Annotated in this window: 24 protein-coding genes and 4 tRNA genes; 9 read left to right on the plus strand and 19 right to left on the minus strand. The window is 39.7% G+C overall.

The annotated features are described in order from the left end of the window. Window positions 1-2: 2 nt before the first annotated feature. Complete coding sequence (locus G0029_RS09595; protein WP_180106596.1) at window positions 3-635, minus strand: hypothetical protein; 633 nt, start codon at window positions 633-635, stop codon at window positions 3-5. Between the two features lie 108 nt (window positions 636-743). Between G0029_RS09595 and G0029_RS09600 the strand changes: the two genes are divergently transcribed. Next, window positions 744-1,145, plus strand: coding sequence for a DUF3144 domain-containing protein (locus G0029_RS09600; protein WP_078188837.1), 402 nt, complete (start codon window positions 744-746; stop codon window positions 1,143-1,145). A 172-nt stretch (window positions 1,146-1,317) separates the two neighbouring features. Continuing rightward, the gene (locus G0029_RS09605) at window positions 1,318-2,382 is read left to right on the plus strand and encodes an amidohydrolase family protein (protein WP_180109726.1); all 1,065 of its coding nucleotides are present in this window, start codon (window positions 1,318-1,320) and stop codon (window positions 2,380-2,382) included. Between the two features lie 81 nt (window positions 2,383-2,463). Here the strand turns inward: G0029_RS09605 and G0029_RS09610 are convergent, their stop codons facing one another. Together G0029_RS09610 and G0029_RS09615 are read right to left on the minus strand one after the other, a co-directional pair. Further along, on the minus strand, window positions 2,464-5,232 hold the full coding sequence (locus tag G0029_RS09610; RefSeq protein ID WP_180109727.1) for a M16 family metallopeptidase: 2,769 nt from the start codon (window positions 5,230-5,232) through the stop codon (window positions 2,464-2,466). Window positions 5,233-5,381: 149 nt separating this feature from the next. Beyond that, window positions 5,382-6,203 (minus strand): PhzF family phenazine biosynthesis protein, encoded by an 822-nt coding sequence (locus tag G0029_RS09615; RefSeq protein ID WP_180106599.1) that lies wholly within the window; start codon window positions 6,201-6,203, stop codon window positions 5,382-5,384. 104 nt (window positions 6,204-6,307) lie between these two features. Here G0029_RS09615 and G0029_RS09620 point away from each other — a divergent pair, with 104 nt between their 5' ends. Beyond that, window positions 6,308-6,916, plus strand: a complete 609-nt coding sequence (locus G0029_RS09620; protein ID WP_180106600.1) for a flavin reductase family protein — start codon at window positions 6,308-6,310, stop codon at window positions 6,914-6,916. Window positions 6,917-7,025: 109 nt separating this feature from the next. Continuing rightward, window positions 7,026-7,757 carry a hydroxyacylglutathione hydrolase gene (gene gloB / locus G0029_RS09625; protein WP_180106602.1) on the plus strand — a complete coding sequence of 244 codons (732 nt, stop codon included), beginning with the start codon at window positions 7,026-7,028 and terminating at the stop codon, window positions 7,755-7,757. A 91-nt stretch (window positions 7,758-7,848) separates the two neighbouring features. Here gloB and G0029_RS09630 read toward each other — a convergent pair whose 3' ends face one another. Then, on the minus strand, window positions 7,849-8,115 hold the full coding sequence (locus tag G0029_RS09630) for a hypothetical protein (protein ID WP_111883866.1): 267 nt from the start codon (window positions 8,113-8,115) through the stop codon (window positions 7,849-7,851). Window positions 8,116-8,555: 440 nt separating this feature from the next. On the opposite strand from G0029_RS09630, the gene G0029_RS09635 reads away from it, so the two are divergent. Further along, window positions 8,556-8,759, plus strand: coding sequence for a hypothetical protein (locus G0029_RS09635; RefSeq protein WP_078188846.1), 204 nt, complete (start codon window positions 8,556-8,558; stop codon window positions 8,757-8,759). A 308-nt stretch (window positions 8,760-9,067) separates the two neighbouring features. On the opposite strand, the gene G0029_RS09640 is transcribed toward G0029_RS09635, so the two are convergent. The 6 genes from G0029_RS09640 to G0029_RS09665 form a co-directional block, all read right to left on the minus strand. Further along, a tRNA-Leu gene (locus G0029_RS09640) sits at window positions 9,068-9,152 on the minus strand. Window positions 9,153-9,225: 73 nt separating this feature from the next. Further along, window positions 9,226-9,310, minus strand: a tRNA-Leu gene (locus G0029_RS09645). 36 nt (window positions 9,311-9,346) lie between these two features. Then, window positions 9,347-9,420 (minus strand) — tRNA-Trp (locus G0029_RS09650). 37 nt (window positions 9,421-9,457) lie between these two features. After that, window positions 9,458-9,542: transfer RNA gene (locus G0029_RS09655), tRNA-Leu, on the minus strand. A gap of 107 nt (window positions 9,543-9,649) precedes the next feature. Then, the gene (locus tag G0029_RS09660; RefSeq protein ID WP_180106604.1) at window positions 9,650-10,474 is read right to left on the minus strand and encodes a protein kinase domain-containing protein; all 825 of its coding nucleotides are present in this window, start codon (window positions 10,472-10,474) and stop codon (window positions 9,650-9,652) included. Next, window positions 10,452-11,963, minus strand: a complete 1,512-nt coding sequence (locus G0029_RS09665; RefSeq protein ID WP_180106606.1) for a DUF3336 domain-containing protein — start codon at window positions 11,961-11,963, stop codon at window positions 10,452-10,454. The genes G0029_RS09660 and G0029_RS09665 overlap by 23 nt, the downstream gene beginning before the upstream one ends. 189 nt (window positions 11,964-12,152) lie before the next feature. Here G0029_RS09665 and G0029_RS09670 point away from each other — a divergent pair, with 189 nt between their 5' ends. Next, a complete protein-coding gene (locus tag G0029_RS09670) occupies window positions 12,153-13,025 on the plus strand; it encodes an ATP-binding protein (RefSeq protein WP_180106608.1) in 873 nt (290 codons plus the stop codon). Between the two features lie 68 nt (window positions 13,026-13,093). On the opposite strand, the gene G0029_RS09675 is transcribed toward G0029_RS09670, so the two are convergent. Together G0029_RS09675 and G0029_RS09680 are read right to left on the minus strand one after the other, a co-directional pair. Continuing rightward, window positions 13,094-14,437, minus strand: a complete 1,344-nt coding sequence (locus G0029_RS09675; RefSeq protein WP_180106609.1) for an amidase — start codon at window positions 14,435-14,437, stop codon at window positions 13,094-13,096. Next, the gene (locus tag G0029_RS09680) at window positions 14,434-15,729 is read right to left on the minus strand and encodes an MFS transporter (protein ID WP_180023871.1); all 1,296 of its coding nucleotides are present in this window, start codon (window positions 15,727-15,729) and stop codon (window positions 14,434-14,436) included. Before G0029_RS09680 ends, G0029_RS09675 begins: the two co-directional genes overlap by 4 nt. A 97-nt stretch (window positions 15,730-15,826) precedes the next feature. On the opposite strand from G0029_RS09680, the gene G0029_RS09685 reads away from it, so the two are divergent. Then, window positions 15,827-16,795 (plus strand): Lrp/AsnC family transcriptional regulator, encoded by a 969-nt coding sequence (locus tag G0029_RS09685; protein ID WP_180023872.1) that lies wholly within the window; start codon window positions 15,827-15,829, stop codon window positions 16,793-16,795. A gap of 41 nt (window positions 16,796-16,836) precedes the next feature. On the opposite strand, the gene tsaD is transcribed toward G0029_RS09685, so the two are convergent. Continuing rightward, window positions 16,837-17,853: a tRNA (adenosine(37)-N6)-threonylcarbamoyltransferase complex transferase subunit TsaD gene (gene tsaD / locus G0029_RS09690; protein WP_078193616.1), complete on the minus strand. Its 1,017-nt coding sequence runs from the start codon at window positions 17,851-17,853 to the stop codon at window positions 16,837-16,839. A gap of 146 nt (window positions 17,854-17,999) precedes the next feature. On the opposite strand from tsaD, the gene rpsU reads away from it, so the two are divergent. Together rpsU and G0029_RS09700 are read left to right on the plus strand one after the other, a co-directional pair. Then, window positions 18,000-18,215, plus strand: coding sequence for a 30S ribosomal protein S21 (gene rpsU / locus G0029_RS09695; RefSeq protein ID WP_001136722.1), 216 nt, complete (start codon window positions 18,000-18,002; stop codon window positions 18,213-18,215). Window positions 18,216-18,254: 39 nt separating this feature from the next. Next, window positions 18,255-18,701 carry a GatB/YqeY domain-containing protein gene (locus tag G0029_RS09700; protein WP_078193617.1) on the plus strand — a complete coding sequence of 149 codons (447 nt, stop codon included), beginning with the start codon at window positions 18,255-18,257 and terminating at the stop codon, window positions 18,699-18,701. A gap of 168 nt (window positions 18,702-18,869) precedes the next feature. On the opposite strand, the gene G0029_RS09705 is transcribed toward G0029_RS09700, so the two are convergent. From G0029_RS09705 to G0029_RS09730, 6 genes are all read right to left on the minus strand, one after another. Further along, window positions 18,870-19,373, minus strand: a complete 504-nt coding sequence (locus tag G0029_RS09705) for a GNAT family N-acetyltransferase (protein ID WP_180106613.1) — start codon at window positions 19,371-19,373, stop codon at window positions 18,870-18,872. 47 nt (window positions 19,374-19,420) lie between these two features. After that, the gene (locus G0029_RS09710; protein ID WP_111885700.1) at window positions 19,421-19,780 is read right to left on the minus strand and encodes a hypothetical protein; all 360 of its coding nucleotides are present in this window, start codon (window positions 19,778-19,780) and stop codon (window positions 19,421-19,423) included. A 121-nt stretch (window positions 19,781-19,901) separates the two neighbouring features. Further along, window positions 19,902-21,341 carry a M48 family metalloprotease gene (locus G0029_RS09715; protein ID WP_180106615.1) on the minus strand — a complete coding sequence of 480 codons (1,440 nt, stop codon included), beginning with the start codon at window positions 21,339-21,341 and terminating at the stop codon, window positions 19,902-19,904. Window positions 21,342-21,426: 85 nt separating this feature from the next. Beyond that, the gene (locus G0029_RS09720) at window positions 21,427-22,398 is read right to left on the minus strand and encodes a 2-hydroxyacid dehydrogenase (protein ID WP_180034723.1); all 972 of its coding nucleotides are present in this window, start codon (window positions 22,396-22,398) and stop codon (window positions 21,427-21,429) included. 20 nt (window positions 22,399-22,418) lie between these two features. Further along, a complete protein-coding gene (locus G0029_RS09725; RefSeq protein ID WP_180106617.1) occupies window positions 22,419-23,066 on the minus strand; it encodes a hypothetical protein in 648 nt (215 codons plus the stop codon). A gap of 174 nt (window positions 23,067-23,240) precedes the next feature. Further along, window positions 23,241-25,130, minus strand: coding sequence for a M48 family metalloprotease (locus G0029_RS09730; RefSeq protein ID WP_180106619.1), 1,890 nt, complete (start codon window positions 25,128-25,130; stop codon window positions 23,241-23,243). Between the last annotated feature and the right edge of the window lie 2 nt (window positions 25,131-25,132).

Consider the following 25,132-nt stretch of genomic DNA (forward strand, 5'->3'; position numbering starts at 1 on the left):
GATTAACGATATTTCCCAAAGATTTTCCACGTATTGTTATCTGCTAAAGGGTCACTATAGCTATCACTACGGGCTTTACGTGGTTTGTCACGGGCATCCACCAATTTAAAGTCGTTTTCGACACTGAGTACAATGCCATTCACATAAAAACGGGTACGGGTATAATCACTTTGCCCATGTTGAAATACATAGGTTCTGAGGTCAATAAATTCACGGTGTGCGACCAAAGCTGCCGTGTCATCGCTGTCCAGCCATAGTCGCATCGCTTGAATTTGATCAGCTTCAAACTGCCCACATTTTTCAACTAAGCTGGCAATACCCCGAAAGGTTTTAGATTCTTTCGCCCGTGTTTTGTTGATTCGAATACGATCCACATGAAAATAAAAAAGCGGCAGATTCAAATGACTCGGCAAATGGACTGCATCAAGGACTTCATCTTCCATAAAGGGTTGAAATAAGTCCTGAGCACGTTCGATTAAACCTGTCCACTGCGCATAATATTCAGCCACTTCAGACTGTGTACCATAATAAATGGGCAGCCCCTCTACATTGGCTAAGGTTGAGGGCGGCCAAATATTTTGTCGAAGTAATGCAATATCACTTTTCAGACTTTGCACTGCGATTGCATCTTGCATGGGGTATTCCACTTTACTTAGGCTATTTTTTTAGATTAAGTCAAAGGTTTAGTTTCTGCAAGGCTTTGCCTATAATACTGCATTAGATTTTTATGCTAGGACACATTCATGGTTCAAAAGATTGAAGCTACTGATGTAACCGAAGAAGAAGCGTTGAATGCAGCTTTCTTTGAACGTGCGGATGAATTTATTAAACAAGCCAATGAATTTTGTCGTGTTGAAAAAGGTTCTCAAGTTAAACCTGCAGAAATGCGCGGTCAAGTGAGTGCTGCCATGTTATTTGGTACTGCTCGCTTTAATACTTGGGTTGCCGCAAATGGCTTCAAAGATGGCAAAGAAATGCGTGATGCCAAAGATCAAGTAATGTCTTATATTCTTCAACAATTTCAAATGATGCTTGAAGATAATTATGATGAATATTGCGAACAGTTTGAAAACTATCTTCGCTTCCGTCATAACGAAGAATTCCATGCAAACAAGCATGATCACGACCACGATCATCAGCATTAATCAAAAGCCCTTCGGGGCTTTTTTTATACAACTTCTCTTTCACAAAGCTTTGATTTAATATTTAGTCATAACGTTGTATTTTCATCATTCATGCTATTTTCAGTGCCTCGCGTATTCGAAAATACAATGAAATACGCAAGAAATGGACATGCTTTTAAGGACAAGGATAGCAATGCAGACGCTCGATTTTGCCATCGTGGATTCACATATACATCAATGGGATCCATACAATACCCCACATGCCGCTTCACTTGCCGTGAAATTATTGGGTAAACATCCCTACTTGCTCGACAAAATGATGCGCTTAGTTAAGCCGCAAGAGTTAATTGACACAGTTGGTTTGACCAAACATGTGACGACACCGTATTTGCCTGAAAATTATAAGCAAGATGCAGGACATTATCAGGTCGATCAAATCGTACATGTAGAAGCGAGCTGGCATGACTATAAAGGTAAAGGGGTAGTTGGTGAAACCAAGTTCATTGAATCCTTAGACTTTAACGCTCAAAAAATTAAACTTGGCGCCATAGTCGGCACTGCAGACCCATGTGACAATAGTTTTAAGAAAATTCTTAAAATGCATAAACAAGCCTCCCCACATTTTCGTGGCATACGAAAAATGGCAGCTGTACATGAAGACCCAAAAGTTCATGCATGGACCAATGAACCGCATCTCTATACCAATAAAAAATTTATGAAAGGTTTTGAAGCTCTTGCTCAAATGAACTTAAGTTTTGATGCGTGGGTTTATTCAGACCAAATTCGTGATTTAATCGCTTTAGCACGTGCTTTCCCTGAAACATCTATCGTGCTGGATCATTTTGGGACACCTGTCGGTGCCTTTGGACCTGTCGGCTCACATACAGGCTTAACCCAAACTTCACGTGACAATATCTTGTTTCGTTGGAAAGATGATTTAGCTGAACTGGCAAGTTGCCCAAATGTTTATACCAAAATGTCTGGATTATTCATGCCGGTGCTGGGTCATCAGTTTCATAAAGAACAACGCCTTGCATCCAAACAAGAGATTTTCGATTGCGCCTTTCCGCTTATTTCTCATGCTCTACAATGCTTTGGGAAATACCGTGTGATGTTTGGCTCTAACTTCCCGATGGATAGTGTGAGTGCATCCTTGGTGAATATTATTGACGCATTTTCAGATGCGGTCGCGAGTTATGATCATGATGCACTGACTTTAGTCTTCCAACAAAATGCCCGTCAGTTCTACCGCCTATAAGTTCGTTAAGATAATCTTACAATCAAGTCATACAATGCAGCTCAAAAAAATCCTCCAGATGGAGGATTTTTTTTATTAATTTTATTTTTGAATAGATTTTACAGCTTGACCATATTGGTCAGCCATCACCTCAACCAAACGCTCAGGTTGAATATATTTTTTGATGACAGCATTAACATCCGCTTTGGTCAAACTAGCAATACGTTGATCACGCTTTTCACGATAGTTTAAATCACGACCTTTTTCTAACTGTGGAATCAACATGCTATGAATGCGACGGTCATCTTCAAGTGCAGTTAAACGCTTTTTCAAAATACTGGCTTTGGCTGCTTCTACTTCCTGTTCCGTCACGCCATTTTTCAATAAGTTTTGCAACACTTTATGAACAGACTGAGAAACTTGTGCTGATTTACCCGCAGTGTAGTTTGCATCAATACTCAGTACACCTGAATTCACCCATTCATCAAAATTAATGTCTGCACTAAAACCATACACCAATGCATTCTTTTCACGTAACTCTTGAGCTAAACGTGAAGACAACTGTGAATCACCAAGTATGTGGCGTAATACTTGTAGTGCAGGAGAATCAGTATGCTCCACACCTACAGGTAGAGTCATAATGGCTTGGTAACTACCAAACTCACGCTGTTCAGACAATGCATGCACTTTCTGTGCAGGATATGTCGTAAACTTAGACTCTAAGCGTTGATATGGCTCGCTCGTTTTCCAATCTGCAAATTCTTTTTTCAGAATTTTTTCTATTTGCTTGGTATCAAAATCACCTGTTACCGCAATTTGTGCATGCTGTGTTTTAAAGAATTTCTGATGTAACTGCTGCACTTGATCACGTGTAGCCGACTCAATTTGTTTTTTCGCAAGTTCAGGTTCGAAGTGATAACGAATATCCCCCGGCTGATAGATCTCAACAATACGCGACAGAGTCATTGCTGCAACGGTATCAGGCTCTGTATAAGGTCGATCCAAACTCGACAAACTTTGCGCTTTGATTAAATCAAATTGTGACTGTTCAAATGCTGGTGCTTTAATAACATCAATGACATATTGCAAAAATTCAGCAAATTTTTCTTTACGAGCAACCACTTGAATCATCAGGCCATTATCATTTGCACTGACCGTTGCACCGCCACCAACATCAATAATTTTATCGGCAATTTGCTGTAAACTTTGATCTTTAGATGCACGGAACATAAGGTAAGCTGTCAAATCTAGCAATTCACCTTTATTCATTAAGCTTTGTGCTGTACCAAAATCCAATGCTATCGTGGCATAGGTCTTGTCGTCACGTGTTTTAGTTGGAAACAATGCATACTGAATGCCGTTTTTAAATTTAGCGCGCTGAATCTGTTTTTCTTTCTGATTTAAATATTGCTTAGACTCTGCAACATATTGCTTCACTTCAGCACGATAAACACTCGCATCTTTCAATGGCTCTTCTGCAGGCGCTTGCTGATCTAAAGTTTCAGCAGGTTTTGACGCAGCCTGTTGCTGTGCTTTCTTCTGGTCTTCAGGTGTCGGTAGAATATTTCCTGTGACACGGTATTCGGGCTTTAGAAAGTCCTTATACACCTGATTCACGTCGCTTACACTCAGCTTTTGTACTTTATCTAAGTCTCGGAAATATTGAGACCAGTCCCCGTTATAAGCCACAGTATAAGAACTAAGACGCTCGCCAAGTGCTGTTGCGCTATTTTTGACATTGTCAGCCATATTTCGAGTCAGGCTTTTAACACGGTTTAGCTCGACGTCATTAAAGGCTTTATTCTGCTCTACACCTTGTGCCAGACTGGTTGCCACTTTGTTAGCATCATGACTTGGGCCATATATCGCCCCCATAAACACCAAATTAAAATCTTTATCTAACCATGTGGTGGATTGAACTGCGGTTGCTGTCCCTGTTTCCACCATGCTTTGATACAAATGCCCACTTGGCTGTAAGGTATACAAAGTTGGAGATACCGCCAAAGCAGTTTTAAACGGTTCGACTGCACCATTTAAATAAATATTAAATTTACCAAAGTCACTGCCCTTATGAACTGTAAATTCGCGTTGCTTTAATTTCGTTCCATCTAATTTAGGGACTTTGGCCTGTTCAGGAATTTGGCGTGCGGCAATTGGGCTAAATTGTTGATCAATTTGTTTTAATACAGCCGCTTTATCAAACTTACCAGAAATTACCATCACTGCATTATTTGGCGCATACCAACGGCGATAGAACTGGTTTAATTCGTTCATATTGATCGATTGAAGTTCTTTCAAATCACCTATCGGTAAGCGGCCTAAAGATTGATTGCCATAGGCTTCTTTTAAAACTTGGTCGATTAACACTGAAAATGGCTGATCTAAACGAATTTCACGTTCACGCTTAACGATATCAATTTCTGTTGGTACAAATTTTTCCTGAAGTACTAATTTATCCATCCGTTCTGCTTCCAAATGCAAAACTTGGTCAATCGAACTTTGTTCAGGACGAATCACATTGGTGTATTTCGTTGAATAATAATCCGTACTGGCATTGGTCATCAGCGTGAATTGGTCTAAGCGACGCTGAAATTCATCACCTTTGACATTTTCAGTGCCTTTAAAGGCCAAATGTTCGAGCAAATGTGCCAAACCACCTTTGCCCGCAGGGTCATTTAAAGAACCCGTGAAATACACCGTATTCATAAACACTTTGCTTTCTTTATCATTTTGCGCCAAAACCACACGAAAACCATTATCTAATTTATATTCTTCAATGGTTTGTTCAGTTTTAACCAATACAGGTTGAGCAAAGAGGCTTGTACTTAAACCTGCAAAAAAAAGTGAAAGCGTTAAATGTTTAATACGCATGTAATTCAAGTGTCCTTTATATTTAGCATCGATCAGCGTAGTGCTGTCGATCAGATTGGTTTTGATTTTATGCTGAGCTTTTCTGGATTAATAGTTACTTTTTATTAAATACATGCCGCAGAATGAGACAGCATGTATTTGATTTATGTTCAGATATAAATGTCAGACTGCATATACAAACACGCATAGCCTGAGATTTCTATACGGTCATTTTCAAGCATTTGACAGTGTAACTCACCACCACGGCTTGATGCTTGATACGCTAAGATCTGACGTCTTTGTAGACGTTCTGCCCAAATAGGCACGATTCCAGTATGAATAGAACCCGTAACAGGATCTTCATTGATGCCATTGCCTGGTGCAAAATAGCGTGAAATGCAGTCATATTGCTGGGCTGCCGCAGTGATTGCAACATCAGTAATCGTACCCGGCGCTGTAATTGCGGTGCGGATTTTGCCAAGACGTTTTAAGATTTCAAAATTCGGTTGTTCGTCCAAGACTTGTTGAGCCGTTTCGTATTCCACGATATACGCCTGCGCATTCAGATAAACCTGCTTAAAAGGTTGACTCAACCCTAGACGTAGCTCTTCAGGATATTCGCTCACGACCTGTGCCCGACGCACAGGGAAATTCATCAGAATTTTTCCATCTTCAGCTTTATTTACACTAAAAATACCGAGATTTTTGACATGAAATTGGATGTTTTTTTCAGCCGTATAAAACTCAAAAAGCACATAACTACTGGCCAATGTCGCATGTCCACAAAAGTCCACTTCAGTGGTCGGTGTAAACCAACGAATTTCATAATTGCTGCTGTCGATTTTTTTCACAAATGCAGTTTCAGACAGATTATTTTCCAAAGCAATCTGTTGCATCAAGTGTTCATCTAACCATTCATCCAACACCAAAACCGCCGCTGGGTTGCCTTTAAATAACACTTGGGTAAATGCGTCAACTTGATACATTTTCATTGATAGAACTCCTGATTTAGTGATTTATATTAAAGGCTTTTGAAAATATTTCATGCGTTATATGCTATGTAGCAACACTTTTTAATAAAACATCTAAGTTTTAGATGAACTTAAATATAGGCACAATTTTGAAAACGCATATTCACCCCGTTCCTTTAGAAAAATCATACCGACTTTTAAATCATGGGCCGACTGTGCTCGTCTCTGCTCAGGATCAAACCCATACTGGTGTCATGACTGCAGCATGGGCATGCGCCTTAGAGTTCAATCCTGCAAAAGTGACGGTAGTACTGGATAAATCAACTAAAACACGTGAAATTATTGAAAATTCAGGTTATTTTGCCTTACAAGTACCGACACTGAAACAACTCAAACTCGTCTATGCACTTGGCATGATGAGCCAACGTGATGCGCCAGAAAAATTACGCCAATGTGGCGTGGAATTATTTCAATTTAATGCCTCAGATATTCCTGTGGTTGAAGGTTGTGCTGCTTGGCTACTGTGCAAACTTATTCCTGAGCCGCACAATCAACGAGCGCACGATCTGTTTATTGGCGAAGTCATTGCTGCCTATGCAGACGACCGCGTCTTCCGTAACGGACATTGGTATTATCATGAAGTAGCAGATGAATGGAAAAGCCTACACCATGTTGCTGGCGGGCACTTTTATACCATTGGTAATCCTGTATCTGTAGACGAGACACCAGACTAAAATAGTGCTATGAACTCTGTCGTTTATCTAGGGTTGAAAATCAATAATCATCCGTTTTGAGCATTTTCATGCTAACTTTAACTTAATTTAAAATATTGAATGAATGGATATGGCGTTTAAAATACATACATTGGATGTCAAAAATTCACTGCAAAATTATATTTGGCTGCTTGAACACACCGAAAGCCATGATGTCATTGCGGTAGATCCTACTGAAGCCGCTTTAGTCGAGCGCTATTGTCAGGAACATCAACTCAATCTCACACAAATTTGGTTAACGCATTGGCATAAAGATCACGTCGGTGGCGTACCTGAACTTATTCAGGATAAAAACATTGCCGTTTATGGTCCCCGTGCAGAATTAAGCCGTATTCCATGGGTGAATTATCCTCTCGATCATAATGACCGTTTTGAATTTCATGGTCTTGAAGTCGAAATAACAGCAACGCCCGGGCACACCCTCGGTCATATCGTATATTTTATCGATGACATTCATACACTTTTCTGTGGCGATGTATTATTTGCTATGGGCTGTGGACGTGTATTTGAAGGCACCTTTCAACAAATGTACGATTCATTGAACCGTATAGCCGCATTCCCTGCTGAAACTCAAGTGTTTTGTACTCACGAATACACCCTATCGAATGCGCAGTTTGCGCGGCATGTTGAACCTGACAACCTTGCCATACAACAGCGGTTTGATGAAGTTGAATCACTACGCATGCTTGGACAATGTACTTTACCAAGCAGTATTGAATTAGAACTAGAAACCAATCCATTTTTACGCGCAGAAAGTGTTGAAGCGTTTCAGCGCTTAAGAGAACTCAAAGACAATTTTTAATTGGATTGCAAGGTATAAGCATTTTAGATTTCATCACAAATATACTGTTTTATTTGTGATGAATGTTTCGGGCCGATTTATCATTTTATGTTTATAAAATTTGATTGGTTGCAGCAAACTCATCCAGTTCAGCTTGAGTCACAACTCGTACGGCTTGCATTTCATCGATACGTACCATCAATAAACCACCTAATGCCGGTTGATAACGTCGTGCACTACCAAATGGTGTATATGCCACTTTGGATTGCTCCGAAAAGACCAACCAATCTTCATGTCCAAGCATCACCGCAACAGGCGTCTGTCCCGCTTGTTGCATCTGTTCAATTTTTGCTTTTACAGCGTGCTCAATGTTCTGCATGCGTTCAATCTACTTATACCAATAGAACATAGTATAAAAGCTTTTCGATAAATCTTGATGAGAAATAGCATTGCAAGCTCACCTATCCAGCGAATTAGGCTTTGAACAAGCTGTTATTTGCAATCCACAACTGCATGCCCAAACAGCTGTGCATTCTAAGCCAAGCAATCGTTTATTTTGCGCACAGCTTCTCTATGCACATAGGATATATTTTAATCCAACTGCCAAAAACCTAATTTTTAAATACGTTATATTTACTTACATTAAGTTTAGCTTTTTATAAAACAGCAAGTTAAATGAGTTTATACCGTTTACAAGCCGATAATCTGTTTATTTATCCATCAAAATTTCATATTTTAAATAAAAGTTTTCCATTTCCCCTTTAAAAAATATTTTGACACCCCTATTTAATATTTTAATGATTGATAAGGAGTTCGCTCGTGAAAAAAGTGGTTAAAGCAAAAAATTTAGTTGCCTTCCGTCTTTGGTTAGAAAAGTTAGGATATTCTGTTCGTACACTGGCAGATAATCGTGGATTTACATTCAGTTTTAAAAAAGAATATGGTCTAGTGACTGTAGATTTGTCTGGTAATGCTTTGGCCATGCAGCTCGGTGAAGAGTTTGAAGATCATTTAAAGGCATAATCTTCTCTATAATTTATTCGAACGATTTGAAATAAATGATTTAATTCGATTGATTCGAATCCGCATTTCAAAATTTGCCCGTATATGCGGGCTTTTTTTCACCTTTGTTTTACTGACACATTTTTAAGGAGTGAAATTTCTGACAATAAAAAAGCAAGATTAGACATCTTGCTGTATCTCTTCGTTCATCATTCTTTCATTAGATTTTTTTATTAGAATTAGTCTTCAAAAAAGACCATGTTTAAGACACTGATTTTTTCGAATTTCAAAAACAAAAAAAGCAAGGTATAAAACCTTGCTTAATCTAATGGTGGGGACGGAGAGACTCGAACTCTCACACCTCGCGGCGCTGGAACCTAAATCCAGTGCGTCTACCAATTTCGCCACGTCCCCAACTCGGGTGCTGACAATGTCAGACTTTAATTTGTTTTAAAAACCTGTTTATTTGGCAACTTAATAAATTAAGTGGTGGGGACGGAGAGACTCGAACTCTCACACCTCGCGGCGCTGGAACCTAAATCCAGTGCGTCTACCAATTTCGCCACGTCCCCAACAGGGTTGCTGACAATGTCAGACTTTTTAAAACTTGGCAGAGGATCAAGGATTCGAACCTTGACGAACGGTTTTGGAGACCGTCATGCTACCATTACACCAATCCTCTGTGACCTTCACTACTAAACTCATGTTTAGTAATTCAGTGGTGGGGACGGAGAGACTCGAACTCTCACACCTCGCGGCGCTGGAACCTAAATCCAGTGCGTCTACCAATTTCGCCACGTCCCCGATGGCTGTGTATATTATAGAGATCACCCTTACATGACAAGCCTTTTTTATAAAAAAGCATCTTGTTTGTTTAAATAAAAAACAATAGTGCTTTTTTTGTATTTTTCTTAAGCAAATTCAGCAACTAAGTCGCTTTTTAAGCGATAAAAATCCACCAATCTGTCATTTTTTTGCTTCATCAACATGTGTTGCAATAGCTGACTAAACCCTTGATATTGCATTGGCAGATCAAGCTTTAAGCGTTGGCAATGTAAATAGGCCCAATCTTGATAGTTTTTCGCCTCTAAACGCTGTGATGTCAGCCATTCCAAGAAAATAATCCCCAGCGCATAGATATCACTGTGCAAAGATTTTGCTTGTCCATGGAAAAGTTCTGGAGCCATATAACGTGGTGTCGCAGTTAAGGCATTTTGCTGGTCAACAGCCAACGGGAGCGCTTGCTCAAAGTCGATGAGTCTGCACTGCCCTTGCCAATTCACAAAATGCTCTTGTTTTAAATCTGCATGTATCCAACCGTGCAAGCTTAATCGCTCAACCACATCGATTGCTTGCCATAGCACTTGCCTCACCTGCTCAATGCTCAAATTCGATACAGGCTGTAAGAACCAAGGCTCAGCATTGGGCAGTATTAATAGGCGATCAATAGGCTCTTGCTGAATACTGAGATGCGTCTCTTTTATCACTTGAAAAGGTAGCGTGATACTGTTTTGTGTAGACGCTTGATTGAATAGCTGGTACAGCTCAATTTCTCGACCAAAACTAGCTACATGTTCAGGGCTGCTGTCACTGACTTGCGCCTTGAGCCAATGACGTTGTTGGTTGAATTGAAATTGATATAGACGACGGCCAAAAACCAAACTTTTGGTTTTGGTTTTTGGCTCGCAAATGGTTTGCGCTAAATCTGTGGATTTAAACCGCAATAAATTCTGCATGTCGTTGACTGGGTTCATTTTGATAATTTAATAATTCCAAACAATGCTGAATGGTCTTACCAATGCGGGCTTGCGTTTCGATTAATGAAATCTTCGGCCAAGTGGCTCTTTCACCTTCACGTTGCAATACTTTAAACAGGTAGGGTCGAGGATTTTGCAACATATAACTATAGTGTCTTAAGCCATATTTCCCCACAATATTGACATCACCATAGTAACGCTGATCCACCACGCCATAACCATGATCAAGCAAACGTCTTACAGGTGGGATACTTCCTGCACGCTCACGGGCAAAATCCATCACCCCTTTACTAATCACCTTACCTTGACGACGAACGATCCGCTCAGGCCAACTCAACATGCTTTTACGAAAGCGTGAAGCATCATCCTGCATAAACGGCACAATATGCGGATTGACCTGACTAGCGATACTGTAATTAATATTATACAAACGCGCCATTTTCTCCTGTGGGAAATCACTGCGCACACTGCCATCCACCCAACGCGTTGCCGACATATATGGCGTAAATTGCCCGTCATAACGCTTACTGGTCAGTCGTACCGGTGGAAATAGAATAGGCACTGCACATGATGCCAGCACCGCACTCCACACCAACAAATCGGGTGATGTATACGCATTCATAATTCGTGCATCTTGTGATGCATCATAAGGCGCAACTGCCACATTGATATGCAGACCTGATTGCTTATATGCTTCGGCAAAAGTTAAGTCACCTAAGTTTTCAACCAAAAACTTTTTCAGATATTTTACATCTGCCAAACCGCCATTACCCTGCACTAACTCAGTCAATTTACGAAAGTGAAATGCCTCACTAAAGAAGTTTTGTCCATTTAATAAATTGGTAAATTCTGACGGTTTAGATACACCCAACATCCCAGTCATAATGGCGCCAGCACTGGAACCAGACAGAACTTTTGGCATCAAATCTTGTTCCATCAGTGCTTTACACACACCGGTATGAAACAAGCCTAAAGTTGAACCGCCGGAAAACATCAATACAGGTTGTCCATAGGCTTTTTGGCTTTGTTCAAAGAATTCAATTTTTTGTGCAGCATCAAGACAAACGCATTCTTCAGATGCGATAAATGCCAAACTTTTACTCACCTCATCAACATAGTCTTCAATAATTTTTTTGGTGCCGACGTAGGCTTCTGTAAACAGTAAAGGATGAGCAATATTGCCAATATCATAAGTTAAACCTTCACTTAAAATGTACATCAAATCTCGGGTACGTTTCTGAGCACGATATCGTCTCAGTAACCCTAAACGATGAGTAATAATTTCTGCATCAAAATACGGTGAACTATTATCGAATTTCCATTCTTGCGCACCCGATTCTTCATCTATTTTAAGTGCGATATCTTTCCATTCTTCATAACACTCAGCACGGTCAAGCCGACGCTTTAATTTTTTTATCCGATATGCCTGATGTGGATTAATACTTTTTGAAAACCCTGTAAACAACATGACTATCCCTCAGCACATTTTAAACTGTTCACCCGGCTAGATTTATAACAACTTTTTGGTTGTTCGAATAGCGCTGATCTGCCAGAACAATCATTTAACTTTGACATATTGAGGCGATTATAACTGCATTATTGATGTACACTGCTGTCATATACTAACCAACAACAAGACACGACAAGCTGACTTATCATGGCTACAATTGATTTACCTGACAACATCCTTCAATCACTATCTACTGTACTCTTACAACTACAGCACAGTTTGCCTGAGCTTAAACAAGCACCCGATTTTTCGAGTATCGCGTTTAAATGGCAAGATAAACAGCTTAAAGCCATTCAACAGCCCAAAGTCATGTATTTAGAAGATTTAAAAGGAATTGAGCGTCAAAAAGAAAAAGTGATTCAAAACACTTTACAGTTTTTAAATGGCTTACCTGCCAATGATGTTTTACTCACTGGCTCTCGTGGTACAGGTAAATCATCCATCGTCCGTGCTCTGCTCACCCATTATGCAGACCAAGGTTTACGTTTAATTGAAATTGAGCGTGATGATTTATCTGATTTGCCAGTAATCCAAAAGTTGATTGAACATCGCCCTGAAAAATTTATCGTATATTGTGATGATTTGGCGTTTAATGCTGAAGATGAAAACTATCGCAGTTTAAAAAGTGTTTTGGATGGTTCATTACAATCAGGTTCGAGTAATTTTATTATTTATGCTACCAGTAACCGTCGTCATTTATTGCCTGAATTCATGCATGAAAACACACCTGTAACCAAGGTAGATGTGCCTCAATATACCGAACTTCACCCTCAAGAAGCGATTGAAGAAAAAATATCTCTTTCTGACCGCTTTGGGATGTGGCTGTCTTTTTATCCAATGGATCAAAATTTATATTTAGAAATTGTTGAACATTATTTGGCTAAAGCCGAGATGCCATGGACAGATGAAGCGCGTGCTGAGGCACTACGTTGGTGTCAAGGTCGTGGGCAACGTTCAGGGCGTGCTGCTTATCAATTTTCAAAGCATTGGATTGGGTCAGAACAACTTAAACAAGCCTAGAGCCAAAAAACTAAATAAAAAAGAACCGCTATAGCGGTTCTTTTTTATTGAATATGACAAATGATTCGTTAATTCTGACAAATAGGTGGCAGCATAGAACGAATACCTAAACCATTGGCAATTTTCTGCACTGTGTTTACCACATTAACATCATTAGCTTGATATGAAACCAACTGAATACCCATCGGCAGTCCACTTTCACTTTGAGTCATTGGAAAAGCATAACTTGGTGCATCTAAATAGTTAAATGGACGCGTGTATTCACCCACATGACTAAACTCGGTATCCGTTGAGCTTGACACAACTGCAAGGAATGGGCTCACTGGAAACAGCAAACATTGACCATTTAAAGAAGCTTTAAATGTCTGCTGAAACTCAGTTCGCTCTGCAATCAATGACTCGTATTTTTCCTGTGAAATACTCTTACCGCGTAGCACACGCTGACGAACTAATTCCCACATCTGTGTTCCAGCATTTTCAGCTGTATCGCCATGATATAAATAACTTTCATAAGCAATAATGTGAGACGTCCGGTCCGATAAATTATGAAAATCGAAATGTGCAGGTGGTTGCCAGTTTTTAATTTCGATTCCCAATGATTCAATGCGTTTTAGCCCTTCGCGCCAAAGTGTTAATACATCAGACTCTAGCGGATATGGAAATGCAGATTCATCTAAAGCATAAATTACATTTTGACTTGATGCCGCTCCAACATCTACATCCATCAATACATTGACTAAAGCACTAATATCATCTGCAAATCGTGCAAAAGGCCCTAGAGTATCTAAAGTTTTGGATAAAGGTACTGCACCCGTGTCGGCAATTTTATGGGCTGAAGGTTTAAAACCAAATATGCCATTTAATGCTGCTGGTGTACGAATCGAACCACCTGTATCACCGCCAAAGGCCATAGGACTAAGACCACTAGCCACAGCAACCGCTGAACCTGAAGATGATCCACCCGGTGCAAATTGCTGCTCTGCCCACGGGTTTTTAGGTGTGCCTTGCATTGGATTTTGACCAGACAAACCAAAAGCCAACTCGGTCATTTTAGTTTTACCTAAAATCACAAAACCTAAATCTTGCAATTGATCAACCAGTTTACAGTTCGCTTGCGCTTTTTGATCTAAATAAACCGTACCTGCATAGGTGATATGACCCGCTACATCCAGATTATCCTTTAGTAAAATTGGCACACCATGAAATGGACTCAATCGTGTGCCTTGCTGAAGCAACTCATCTAAATGTTGTGCCTGTTGCAAAGCCTCGATTTCGAATAATTCCGAAATACAATCTAGATGTTTAAATGTTTGGTTTCGATCAATATAAAATTGAACTGTCTCTACTGAAGTTATCTTTTTGCAGGCAATCTGGCGACCAAGCTCAAGTGCAGATAAATTCACAATATTCATTTTATATCTTCCAAACCTTTTCCTGCCGTTTCAGGCATTTTCATAAATGTTATTAATGTTAATAATGCGCCAACCAATACCATAAAATAGAAGTAATCTTGTTTACCAATACTTTGTAGCCAAGTTAGCACATACGGTGTTGTGCCGCCGAGTAAAGCCACCATCAAGTTGTAGGGTGCGCCAATGCCAACTGCACGAACTTCTGTCGGAAATTGTTCAGACATGACCGCGGGGCCAATGGCTGTATATAAAGCATATAAAACCAATCCAAAAAGCTCGACCAATAAAATCGATGCAAAAGTCCCATCCATCCACTTAATGATTGGATAAAAGAAAACTAAATATCCCGCAGCAAATACGATCAACTGCGGTTTACGACCAATTTTGTCTGATAGCCAGCCAAATACAGGCTGACACAGCATAAAGATAATTAAGCCAACAGTATTTGCAGCAAAGGCTGTTTGTGGCTCTGCACCTAAAACTTTAATGGCATAGGTCGGGACATAGACCACAAAAATATAGAATGCAAATGTTGTTAAGATAGAAATACCCACAATACGAAGCGTTTCTTTCGGATGACGTTTAATCAGTACAACCAAAGGATTTTTTACTGATTCTTTTTTATGGGTCATTTCGCTATCAGGTACTGATTTACGAATCCACATACCCACCAAGCCGCCAATCGCACCCAAAATAAACGGAATACGCCATCCGTATTCGCTCATTTGCGTTTCAGTTAAAGCACTTGTTAAAGCCCAAGCAAGACCTGAGGCCATCAAAATACCAATCGCTGAACTGAAAAACATAAAGCTTGAATAGAATCCGCGTTTATTTTTTGGTGCCATCTCTGAAAGATAAGTTGCCGCTGAAGCGAACTCACCACCCAAAGATAAACCCTGAAGTAATCGCGCTAATACCAAAATAATCGGCGCAAAAATACCAATTGATTCATAGGTTGGTGAAAGACCTATCATCAAAGAACCACCTGCCATCATTATGATGGTTGCGGCCAAAGCTGCTTTTCGACCATAGCGGTCAGAAAAGATACCCAATACGATTCCACCTAATGGGCGCATGAAGAAACCTACAGCAAAAATTGCGAAGGTCGCAAGCAAGGATGCAGTTGGATCATCTGAAGGGAAAAATTGTTTCGCGAAAAATACTGCAAAAGTTGCATAAATCGTCCAATCGAACCATTCAATAGCATTTCCTACAGTTCCTGCAAGAATAACTTTCTTTTGTGATACATTTCCTTGTGTGGGAATTGAGTTTTGCATTTTTGACTCATCCATAAGCGTCTCATTTAATATTTAGACATAAATACAGGTTGTATTTTATTTTCTAGACTTAAATTTAGATTATAATTAGTTTTTAGACAAGTCAATCATCATGAGTGAATCTTTTAGTTTCGACGAAATCGATACTGCATGCATCAAAGCTCTTATCTCCAATCCGAGAGGATCATGGCGAGAACTGAGCCAGATTAGTGATGTCCCTGAAAAAAAGCTGTCTCGACGTCTAGGTAGATTGCTAGATGACCAAGTTATACGAACTGCAATTGAATTAAACCCTGTGGTTGCCAATAAGGGTTACACCGTTCATGTCTGGATCAGTGTGAAATTTGGGAAGGAAAAAGAAGTTGCGCAATTTTTTGCAAACCGTCCAGAAGTACGCATTGTTTTTCTAACCACAGGACTTGCCGATATTTTCCTTGAAATTGGATTAGAAAAGGCCGCCGATCTCTCTGTTTGGATGCATGATTTTGTTACGCATATTCCGGATATTAAAACCGTAGAAACCCAAGCCGTTTTAAAACCATTTACTTGGGCAAGCAAACCCAAAGCTTTAGAAGGTACAAGCGATAAAAACGTCAATTTTAGAAGTTTGACTGAAATAGAGTTAAAACTGATTCATGCTCTGTCTATTGATGGGCGTTCATCTATTAAAAGTTTGGCAGAGCAAATCGAACTCAGTGAACATAAAACTCAGAAATTATTGAATGATTTATTGGAAGAAGGCATTTTCAACATTCGTGTCGATGTAGAACCCAGTTTGATGGGCTATAAGTCCGAAGCGATTATTTTGATTAAAGCTCGTCCAGATGCAGCAAATCAAATTGCCAAAACCTTGTCTGAACTTAAAAACACACGCTGCCTATTTGGCATTAGTGGAGATTCACAATTTTTCTGGCATGTCCTATGTAATGATTTAAGTGATTTATGGAAACTCATTACAGAAGATCTTGGTAATTTTGAAGGCATTCAATCTTGCAATACCAACATGGTGACATTGGCATTAAAACGTGCAGGATTTATGCGAAAAATCAGCAGCGCGCAGTTATTTTCAAATTTAGATTAAAAAAAAGAACCGCAAATGCGGTTCTTTTTTTTTAACGATTTTTACGCTTCGTTTGGATTACTTAATTCCGTCATCGGCCAACGCGGTGTAGTTGTAACAGACAAACCATCATGCTGACCCGCTTTAAGACGCTGATAACCTGCAAACGCAATCATTGCACCATTATCTGTACACAGCGCAGGTTCTGCATAAAACACATTTGCACGGATTTTTGCCAAGTCAGCTTCTAAGCGCTCACGTAAACGCTTGTTTGCACTTACACCACCGGCAATAACTAAACGTTTTAAACCAGTTTGTTTTAAGGCCTTCACTGATTTTTTCACCAATGTATCAACCAACGCTTCTTGGAATGATGCAGCGATATCCGCCTCACGACCTTCGCCTTCAACTTTTTTCAATTGAACTGAAACGGCAGTTTTTAAACCACTAAATGAAAAATCTAAACCTTGGTGTAGCATTGGACGTGGAAATTCAAAGGCATTGATGTCACCATTGATCGCCAATTTCGAAATATTTGGACCACCTGGGTATGGTAGACCCATCATTTTAGCGACTTTATCGAATGCCTCACCTGCTGCATCATCAATCGACTCACCCAATAATTCATATTGACCAATTCCATAAGCAGCCATCAATTGAGTATGTCCGCCAGAGACTAAAAGTGCCACAAATGGAAATTCTGGTGGAGTTTTAGACAACAAAGGCGCCAACATATGACCTTCCATATGATGTACACCAATTGCAGGTTTATTCAGTGCAAATGCCAACGTACGACCAAACAATGCGCCTGTCATTAATGCACCCATCAAGCCCGGCCCGCGAGTATATGCAATGGCATCAATTTCTGATTTATCAACTTTACTTTCTTCAAGCAGTTGTTTTAATAACGGAATTAACTTACGCACATGGTCACGTGAAGCTAATTCAGGTACCACACCACCATATTCTGCATGCAGTTTGATTTGGCTATACAATACTTGTCCGCGTAATCCTTGCTCACTATCGTAGAGTGCGAGTCCTGTTTCATCACACGAAGTTTCCAAGCCTAAAACGATCATTAAACTGCCTTTTGCCCATTTCAAAATATTGCGAAACCTATTATAGACTTGTGATATGAGATGTAAATGAGTAAAATACTGACCTTCACTTGTGATCAAGGGTAATTCGACCCGAGATCTTATCCATAACTTAATGAGGATTCTTCATGCCACAAGTTAAATTGAAAGAAGGCGAACCAGTAGACGTAGCTATCCGTCGTTTCAAACGTTCATGCGAAAAAGCGGGTGTTCTTGCAGACGTTCGTAAACGTGAATTCTACGAAAAACCAACTCAAGAACGTAAACGTAAAAAAGCTGCTGCTGTTAAACGCTACCAAAAGAAATTGGCTCGCGAATCAGTACGTACTACTCGCCTTTACTAAGATTAATTTGTGATTGATTGACTAACCTGGACAAGATAAATGACTACTTTAAAAAACCAAATAACTGAAGTTTTAAAAGCCGCTATGCGTGCTAAAGAAATGGACAAGTTAACGGTAATACGTAGTCTACAGGCAGCAATCAAGCAAATCGAAGTCGATGAGCGCATAGAGCTTGACGATAAGCAAGTTCTTGCGGTCATTGAAAAGCAAATCAAACAACGCAAAGAATCGGTTAAAGCCTTTTTAGGTGCAAATCGAGATGATTTAGCTAGTAAGGAACAAGCCGAGATTGAGGTGTTATCTCAATTTCTACCAGAAGCTATGACTGAGGAAGAACTTGATTCCATCATTGCGCAAACAATTACTGCGCAAGAAGCTACTAGCATGAAAGATATGGGTAAGGTGATGAACTCTCTACGTCCGCTCATAGCCGGACGTGCCGATCCTGCACAAGTTTCAGCTAAAATTAAAGCGAAACTCTCTTAATCTTTCATCTATATTGTTTGATTTGGTCTATTTAAGTACGCTGATGACTTAAATAGCCAAATTATCCAAATTCAAAAATAATTCAAATTCATTCATCATTTATAATTATCTTTCTTATTTAACGATTTCATACTTACAAATATCTCGCCAACTTCCATCTACTGGATTTTAAATTGCAGCTTGTTCGATTTCAATCAATTTAAAATTTGCTCGTTCACATAGACGTCGCGCTCGCTTGTTTTCCACATCTACAAAAGCGTTTAATTGCTGAAATCCTAGACCATTTAATAATTGATCCACAAATAACTGCAAAGCTTCTATCATCAAACCCTGCCCTTTAAATTCAACATTTCCCCAAAATCCAACGTTAGCTTGGTTTTCCATCCAATTGATTTGATGAATATCCATGACACCTAAAAAGTTATGCGACTGTTGCTCACGAATCACATAAACAAAATTTTCCTGATTTAACGCAGCCAACACTCTCGAATCACAAAATGCCAATGAAGCATCTAAATTAGGTTCTTGTAAGGACCAAGCCAAACTTGCAGGAAACATTCGTAAGGTTTCTATACTTTGACAAATCGCCTCATAAAGTGCTTTTGCATCGTGACGCTGAATCAACTGAAGCGTGATTCTGCCATGACTCATACCAAAATCATCGAGTTTCATTTTTATTCAGTTTCTCGTGATGATTTAAAATGCTTATAAATTTATTTTTAATTTAGGGCACATTGCACATTATATTTTTTTAATAATTGCATCTCTTTTGATGCGATCACCTGCTGAATCACATCCTGCTTATTCATATTACGGTACTCACGATCTAAAAATGCACGATTTTCGTCTGCAGCACGATATAGATCATTTACATAAGTCTGAACAATACCGCAGTATTTCACTTGCTGGTCTGCTTTAAATCCCTGTTGCTGTGGGTCTAACTGACTAAAAAATTGGCGTACATCAGTTTTATATTTTTCGTTAATATCATTCACAGCAATCACATATTGTTCTGCGCTCGCTGCTGCAATATTCGTTGCTAAGCCCAACAGACAGGCCGCCAAAATCATATTTTTCATTTGTCAGTTCTTAATCATAAAAATTTTACATCCAGCTAGTTTACACTGATTAATCTAAGCCACTAAAACTACAATTTGCACTTTATAATCAACATAGATAAGTACATCACAGTTGAAATCTTTATATTTTTAATTTCCGTTCATTTTGCATTTCATCTACACGTTGCTTGATTTTCGCAGCAAGACTTTTCGAGTCTTTGGCGATGCGCTGCGCCTGTAGCAAAGATTTAATCGCCCGTTCTTCATCCCCGCCCCAATACTCTACTTCAGCTCGATATCGCAGCACATTGACCGAACGGAAGCTTGCATCTTTGTCTGCATCAGCCATTTGCAACATCAGTCGCCAACCACTCAAGTCGCGTGGATTTGCTTGTAAAAATCGCTGTAGAATCAGTTGTGCTTGCGCATATTCTTTGTTTCGAATCAAAGCCTCTGCATATTTATAATTTAATGCACGATTTTCAGGCATGATGATTGCCGAACTTTTTACAGCGTTCACGGCTTCAGCCGCTTTATTTTGGCCCAACAGCACATCTGTCTGTAAAATAGTAAAAAGTGCATGCGATGCATTTTGTTTTGCTGCTTCATTTAATAACTTTTGAGCAGCAGTAAAGTCACCTTGCTTAATATGCAAGCTCACCAAAGCCAACTCAGCTGCATAATTCTTTTGCGCCACCATCGCATTTAATTGCAATTCAGTCGCCTGACCTGACAATACTCGACTATACCAGCGCAGAATTTCAAAATCTTGATCAACCAAACTAGTTTTAACTTGAGGCAACTGATTGGCACGTAAGCGCGCTTCGCTCATACGCTCCGTGGTTAAAGGATGCGTCAACCAAAAATCAGGCAGAAAGCTCACTCGACTCGTAGAGCGATGCATCACTTCAAAGAAGTCAGCCATGCTCTGTGGATTGTATCCAGCACGGTACATATACTGCATCCCGATGCGGTCTGCTTCACGTTCTTGATTGCGGCTATAGGTTAGCTGTTTATCCATCAAAGCGGCTTGTGAACCCATCATTACAGCCGCACCTACATCACCATCTGCCTGTGAGGCCACCAAGGCTCCGACCAAAATACCGGCTAGTGACAATAAACCTTGCCCTTTAAAGGCTTCTTGTGAACGACTGTAATGACGTTGTGATACATGTGCAATTTCATGTGCCATCACCCCTGCCACTTCATCCATATTACGTGCTGAATTAATTAATCCCGCATTTAATGCAAACAAGCCACCTGGTACAGCAAAAGCATTAATTTGTGGATCATTAATTAATAACAATCCGACCGGTTGGTTAAGTTGGGTTTGGCTTAAAATATGCGTAAAGACAGATAAAAGACGATCTTCCATCCACGGATTTTCAATCACAGGAAGTTGACGATGCACCTCACGATACACTTTCTCACCAATGGCACGTTCTTTTTGTTGATCCAACAAGCCGACGCCACTACCAATTTCAGGCACAGAAAATTGTGGGGATGAACTAAAATCTACGGACTGCGTCTGCGCCAATGTCGAACAAAGCCCGAGACCACATGCCAGTAAAATCTTTTTCAAAGTCTATTCTCTAAATTTCATATTCGTACTTCATCGAATATAGCATTGAATTTTGGTGAATTATGGAGAAAACTGTTGTGATTGTTTATTCAAATTTTGGATTGACCACATAGCGTGGCGCGCGTTCATGTACCAAAACATCCACTAAATTTTGATAAGCCAATTCCGCCATACGTTTACGAGTTGCCGCTGTTGCTGAACCCACATGGGGTAATGTCACGACATTGGCTAATGTAAATAATGGCGATTCTTGAAGTGGCTCTTGCTCATACACATCTAAGCCTGCTGCAAAAATTTGACCACGACTTAATGCATCGATTAAAGCGGCTTCATCAATCACTGAACCGCGTGAAATATTGACCAATACCGCATGCGATTGCATCAAGGCCAACTCACGTTCACCAATTAAAGCTTTCGATTCTGCATTTAAATCCACTGCAACGACCACAAAGTCAGCACGTTGCAACAAATCATCCAAATCGCAATATTGCGCTGATAACGATTCAGCCAATTCAATTTTTTCTCGGCGATTATGATAGAGTACATTCATATTAAAGCCGTAGCGAGCACGACGCCCAATGGCTGCGCCAATATGTCCTAAGCCAATAATTCCGATGGTTTTAGCAAAGACATCCATACCAAATTGCTCAGGACCCACTGTACGCTTCCACTGCCCTTGTTTGGTCCATTGATCCAATACAGGCACTTTACGTGCTGCACTCATCAACAAGGTAAATGCTAAATCTGCTGTAGTTTCCGTCAATACATGCGGAGTATGGCTCAACCAAATATTTTTTTGATTTAAAAATGCTAGATCATAGTTGTCATAACCGACACTTACACTTGAGATGACTTTTAATTGTGATGCATGGGCTAAATTTGAGGCATTCAACAAACGTCCCGCACCAATCATGGCATCAGCATCTTTTGAATGCTCAAGAATTTGCTGATTCACATCGCCCAATTTAGGACTAATTTGGAAAACTTTAAATTGTTGTTCTAAACGTTGAATTATTTCTTGATCTATTTGACTAAAAACCACTACTTTTTTTTGCATAAATTTTCCATTTACGTAATTTAAGTATTTTGTCCTGCCTTATTTTGCATAAATTGCCATAGGCGTTTTTTCAATAAAGGCTGTTCAATCATTTGCTGTAAAGATGCCAATGGATACACCTTCGCATGCTCTAAATGCGGAATATCGCCTAGGCAAATGACATTTTTATCCAAGCTCATCGCATCGATAAAACCCTGTACATAAGATGCTGCACCACGACCATCTTGCAAATTCACCCAGCCAAAAGGCCACTGTAAGGCAAAAAAATCGGCACTGACTGCGCGCTGAATATTGCTCCACAAAACTTGCTGCTCTGCCGTTAATTCTGTGGCATCAATGACAATGACACAGTGCATTAAACAGATGGCTTCTAAGTTAAACGAAGGGATTTGAACAATCGGACGAACTTCAACAGGCTCAACAACCTTTGGTTCATCTTTAGGTGCTTCTACAGATTGACTTACAACAATATCAACGTTCTTTTTAAGCTCAGTCTGTGATGAAACAGGCGTTGGCTGAGACTCATTTTTGACTAGAATTTCAGAGACTATTTCAGGAGCCGCCTGATCTCGCCAAATATTTGAGCTAAATTGCTGACACGGAGCCGCCTGAGGAATCCATATATCAATTCCCATTGCCGCCATTATGCTTCGCTGATGCCCAATCATGCTTTCATTTTCACCTATTCAAGGCTTGATATTCTAACGGGATTCATTGGTTTTTGCTGAACTTTTATAAATCAATTAGATCATACTATTTCTTTAAAGATTCTGTAGACTTGCTCAGACTACTTTTGACTTAAAATTAAACAATTTATTCATAAATCAAGCCGCTATAAATAATTATACGATCATTAAACTATTTTTCTTTTGCATTAGTTCAACTATCTCAGCTGATTCAAATCCAATACGCCAATATAGTAGCTGCAAAACATCCAACTCATCTTGCGTGATAATTCGATCATTCCATAAACATATTTCAGCAACCCCAAGAATGCTTAGACGCTCACGCAGCAGCAGCCCAGAAATATCATTTAGGATTTCAGCCAAATCAATTGGCTCATCAGATATATCGCGATAGAACTCTAGTTCTTCTTTCGTTAAGATTCGATTGAGGATTTTTTCACGCACTTCGAGTTGGTTATCACTGTTAATTTGTTGCACATGCAACAAGGCATCAATCAAACGCACAATACTCGGTTTTACATCTTCTAAAGATGTAGGTGTATGTGCAGGCAACAGATTTAACTCATATTTCACTGTTTCAAGTAGTAAGGCATCGAGCAAACCAATTTCACCATCTTCTTGAATAATTTTGGCCAGCTTGGTTAAGAACTGCCGTGAAATCGTCGCAGGCATAGTGCCAATATTTTTACATGCCTCATGAAAAATGGAGATATGCACACGACCATCAAGATTCAATAAGGCATCCACAATCGCACGACTGACTTCAGCTTCAGTCGGAATAAATTCTCGATACTGACGAATCATTAAAATCGCAACCATCACCTCACGCGAACCGGTTGCAGTTTGTAAGGCACGTTGAATCAATTCAGGCCGCTGCCAATTTTCACGAATCTCAGGGTTCAACGGTTTAATTGCATCACGTATCGCAAAACTGATCGGTGACAAGCGCAGTAAAGGTAATGGTTGTGGCGAGTTCCATGGAGTTGCAACATCTGGACTGGCTTCTTCTAGTGAACGGAACAAATAAAATAGCGGTTGGTTTCGCAGTTTTTTTAAATTTTCTAGTTGCAGGTCATGAATGAGCGTCGGATTTAATTCAAAAATACGCTGTTCAATACTTGGGTGAATATTCATCCAGTTTTGCGGACTGAGTGAGTTTGCAAAACACATATGAGAAATCGATTCTGCATATTCACTATGAATTTGCGAACCTGAATGATGCACATAAATCCTTAATAAGGTTTGAATATTGGCATCATTTTGAATCAGACGTTTGGTTTTCTGATCATTACGATAGGTTCGAGAACCCAAAGAGATATATTTAATAAAGCGGGAAATCAAAACACCTAAACTACCGATCAACCAAATAACTGCGCCAATCGCTACAAAGAGCGTTTCAAACTTATTGTCCCGTGCTTGTCCATTTTTATAGAAACCACGTTTTGCAATTTTACTGCCCCACTGACTAAAGGTCGTCAAACCGCTATATAAGATTTTCAAACGGGTATTTTCAGCAGCTTCCCCCGACAAGATCTTATTAAATTCATGGCTCAGCAAACCATACATTTCCATCTCATCTAGGGTTTGTAAGGCACCCCAGGTTAAAATGATCGATGTATCTCGAGGGCTAAAACCAGCGGTGAGCGCATTCACACCCACTTCATCAGGTAAGACATAAAGTGCGGGAGTATCGATTAGAAAGGTATCTGCCAGCTGCTCAGTCATACGCAGTGCAACACTTTCTTCAGGAATACTTTCAATGAGACTCAGACGTCGCGCACCTAACTGTTTTGCAAGTGAATAACCACCTAAGCGAAAGGTGTAAAAATCATAGAGAACTGAAACCAACATAATCAGCAGTACAGTAGCCACTAAAAATGGGCTAAGGACATGCCAATAGATAGACTGAGTGGAATCATAATAATCCACAATTAAACCGACAATTACATTAATAATTGCGACGGTCAAAAACACTGCCGCCATACACATGGTGACAGGCCAAAACATATTTTTGTTTTTTATAAAATCATAACCCACACGTCTCAATG

Source organism: Acinetobacter sp. YH12138, from assembly GCF_015218525.1.
GTDB classification, from domain to species: domain Bacteria; phylum Pseudomonadota; class Gammaproteobacteria; order Pseudomonadales; family Moraxellaceae; genus Acinetobacter; species Acinetobacter amyesii.

Bases quoted from the DNA above. Each gene is read 5' to 3' on its own strand.
- G0029_RS09725 (WP_180106617.1), bottom strand. From the start codon at position 23,066: ATGATTGGGCATCAGCGAAGCATAATGGCGGCAATGGGAATTGATATA.
- G0029_RS09685 (WP_180023872.1), top strand. From the start codon at position 15,827: ATGAGTGAATCTTTTAGTTTCGACGAAATCGATACTGCATGCATCAAA.
- G0029_RS09675 (WP_180106609.1), bottom strand. From the start codon at position 14,437: ATGAATATTGTGAATTTATCTGCACTTGAGCTTGGTCGCCAGATTGCC.
- G0029_RS09600 (WP_078188837.1), top strand. From the start codon at position 744: ATGGTTCAAAAGATTGAAGCTACTGATGTAACCGAAGAAGAAGCGTTG.
- G0029_RS09615 (WP_180106599.1), bottom strand. From the start codon at position 6,203: ATGAAAATGTATCAAGTTGACGCATTTACCCAAGTGTTATTTAAAGGC.
- gloB (WP_180106602.1), top strand. From the start codon at position 7,026: ATGGCGTTTAAAATACATACATTGGATGTCAAAAATTCACTGCAAAAT.
- G0029_RS09680 (WP_180023871.1), bottom strand. From the start codon at position 15,729: ATGGATGAGTCAAAAATGCAAAACTCAATTCCCACACAAGGAAATGTA.
- G0029_RS09705 (WP_180106613.1), bottom strand. From the start codon at position 19,373: ATGAAACTCGATGATTTTGGTATGAGTCATGGCAGAATCACGCTTCAG.
- rpsU (WP_001136722.1), top strand. From the start codon at position 18,000: ATGCCACAAGTTAAATTGAAAGAAGGCGAACCAGTAGACGTAGCTATC.
- G0029_RS09630 (WP_111883866.1), bottom strand. From the start codon at position 8,115: ATGCAGAACATTGAGCACGCTGTAAAAGCAAAAATTGAACAGATGCAA.
- G0029_RS09660 (WP_180106604.1), bottom strand. From the start codon at position 10,474: ATGCAGAATTTATTGCGGTTTAAATCCACAGATTTAGCGCAAACCATT.
- G0029_RS09605 (WP_180109726.1), top strand. From the start codon at position 1,318: ATGCAGACGCTCGATTTTGCCATCGTGGATTCACATATACATCAATGG.
- G0029_RS09620 (WP_180106600.1), top strand. From the start codon at position 6,308: ATGAACTTAAATATAGGCACAATTTTGAAAACGCATATTCACCCCGTT.
- G0029_RS09700 (WP_078193617.1), top strand. From the start codon at position 18,255: ATGACTACTTTAAAAAACCAAATAACTGAAGTTTTAAAAGCCGCTATG.
- G0029_RS09610 (WP_180109727.1), bottom strand. From the start codon at position 5,232: ATGCGTATTAAACATTTAACGCTTTCACTTTTTTTTGCAGGTTTAAGT.
- G0029_RS09665 (WP_180106606.1), bottom strand. From the start codon at position 11,963: ATGTTGTTTACAGGGTTTTCAAAAAGTATTAATCCACATCAGGCATAT.
- G0029_RS09710 (WP_111885700.1), bottom strand. From the start codon at position 19,780: ATGAAAAATATGATTTTGGCGGCCTGTCTGTTGGGCTTAGCAACGAAT.
- G0029_RS09720 (WP_180034723.1), bottom strand. From the start codon at position 22,398: ATGCAAAAAAAAGTAGTGGTTTTTAGTCAAATAGATCAAGAAATAATT.
- tsaD (WP_078193616.1), bottom strand. From the start codon at position 17,853: ATGATCGTTTTAGGCTTGGAAACTTCGTGTGATGAAACAGGACTCGCA.
- G0029_RS09670 (WP_180106608.1), top strand. From the start codon at position 12,153: ATGGCTACAATTGATTTACCTGACAACATCCTTCAATCACTATCTACT.
- G0029_RS09595 (WP_180106596.1), bottom strand. From the start codon at position 635: ATGCAAGATGCAATCGCAGTGCAAAGTCTGAAAAGTGATATTGCATTA.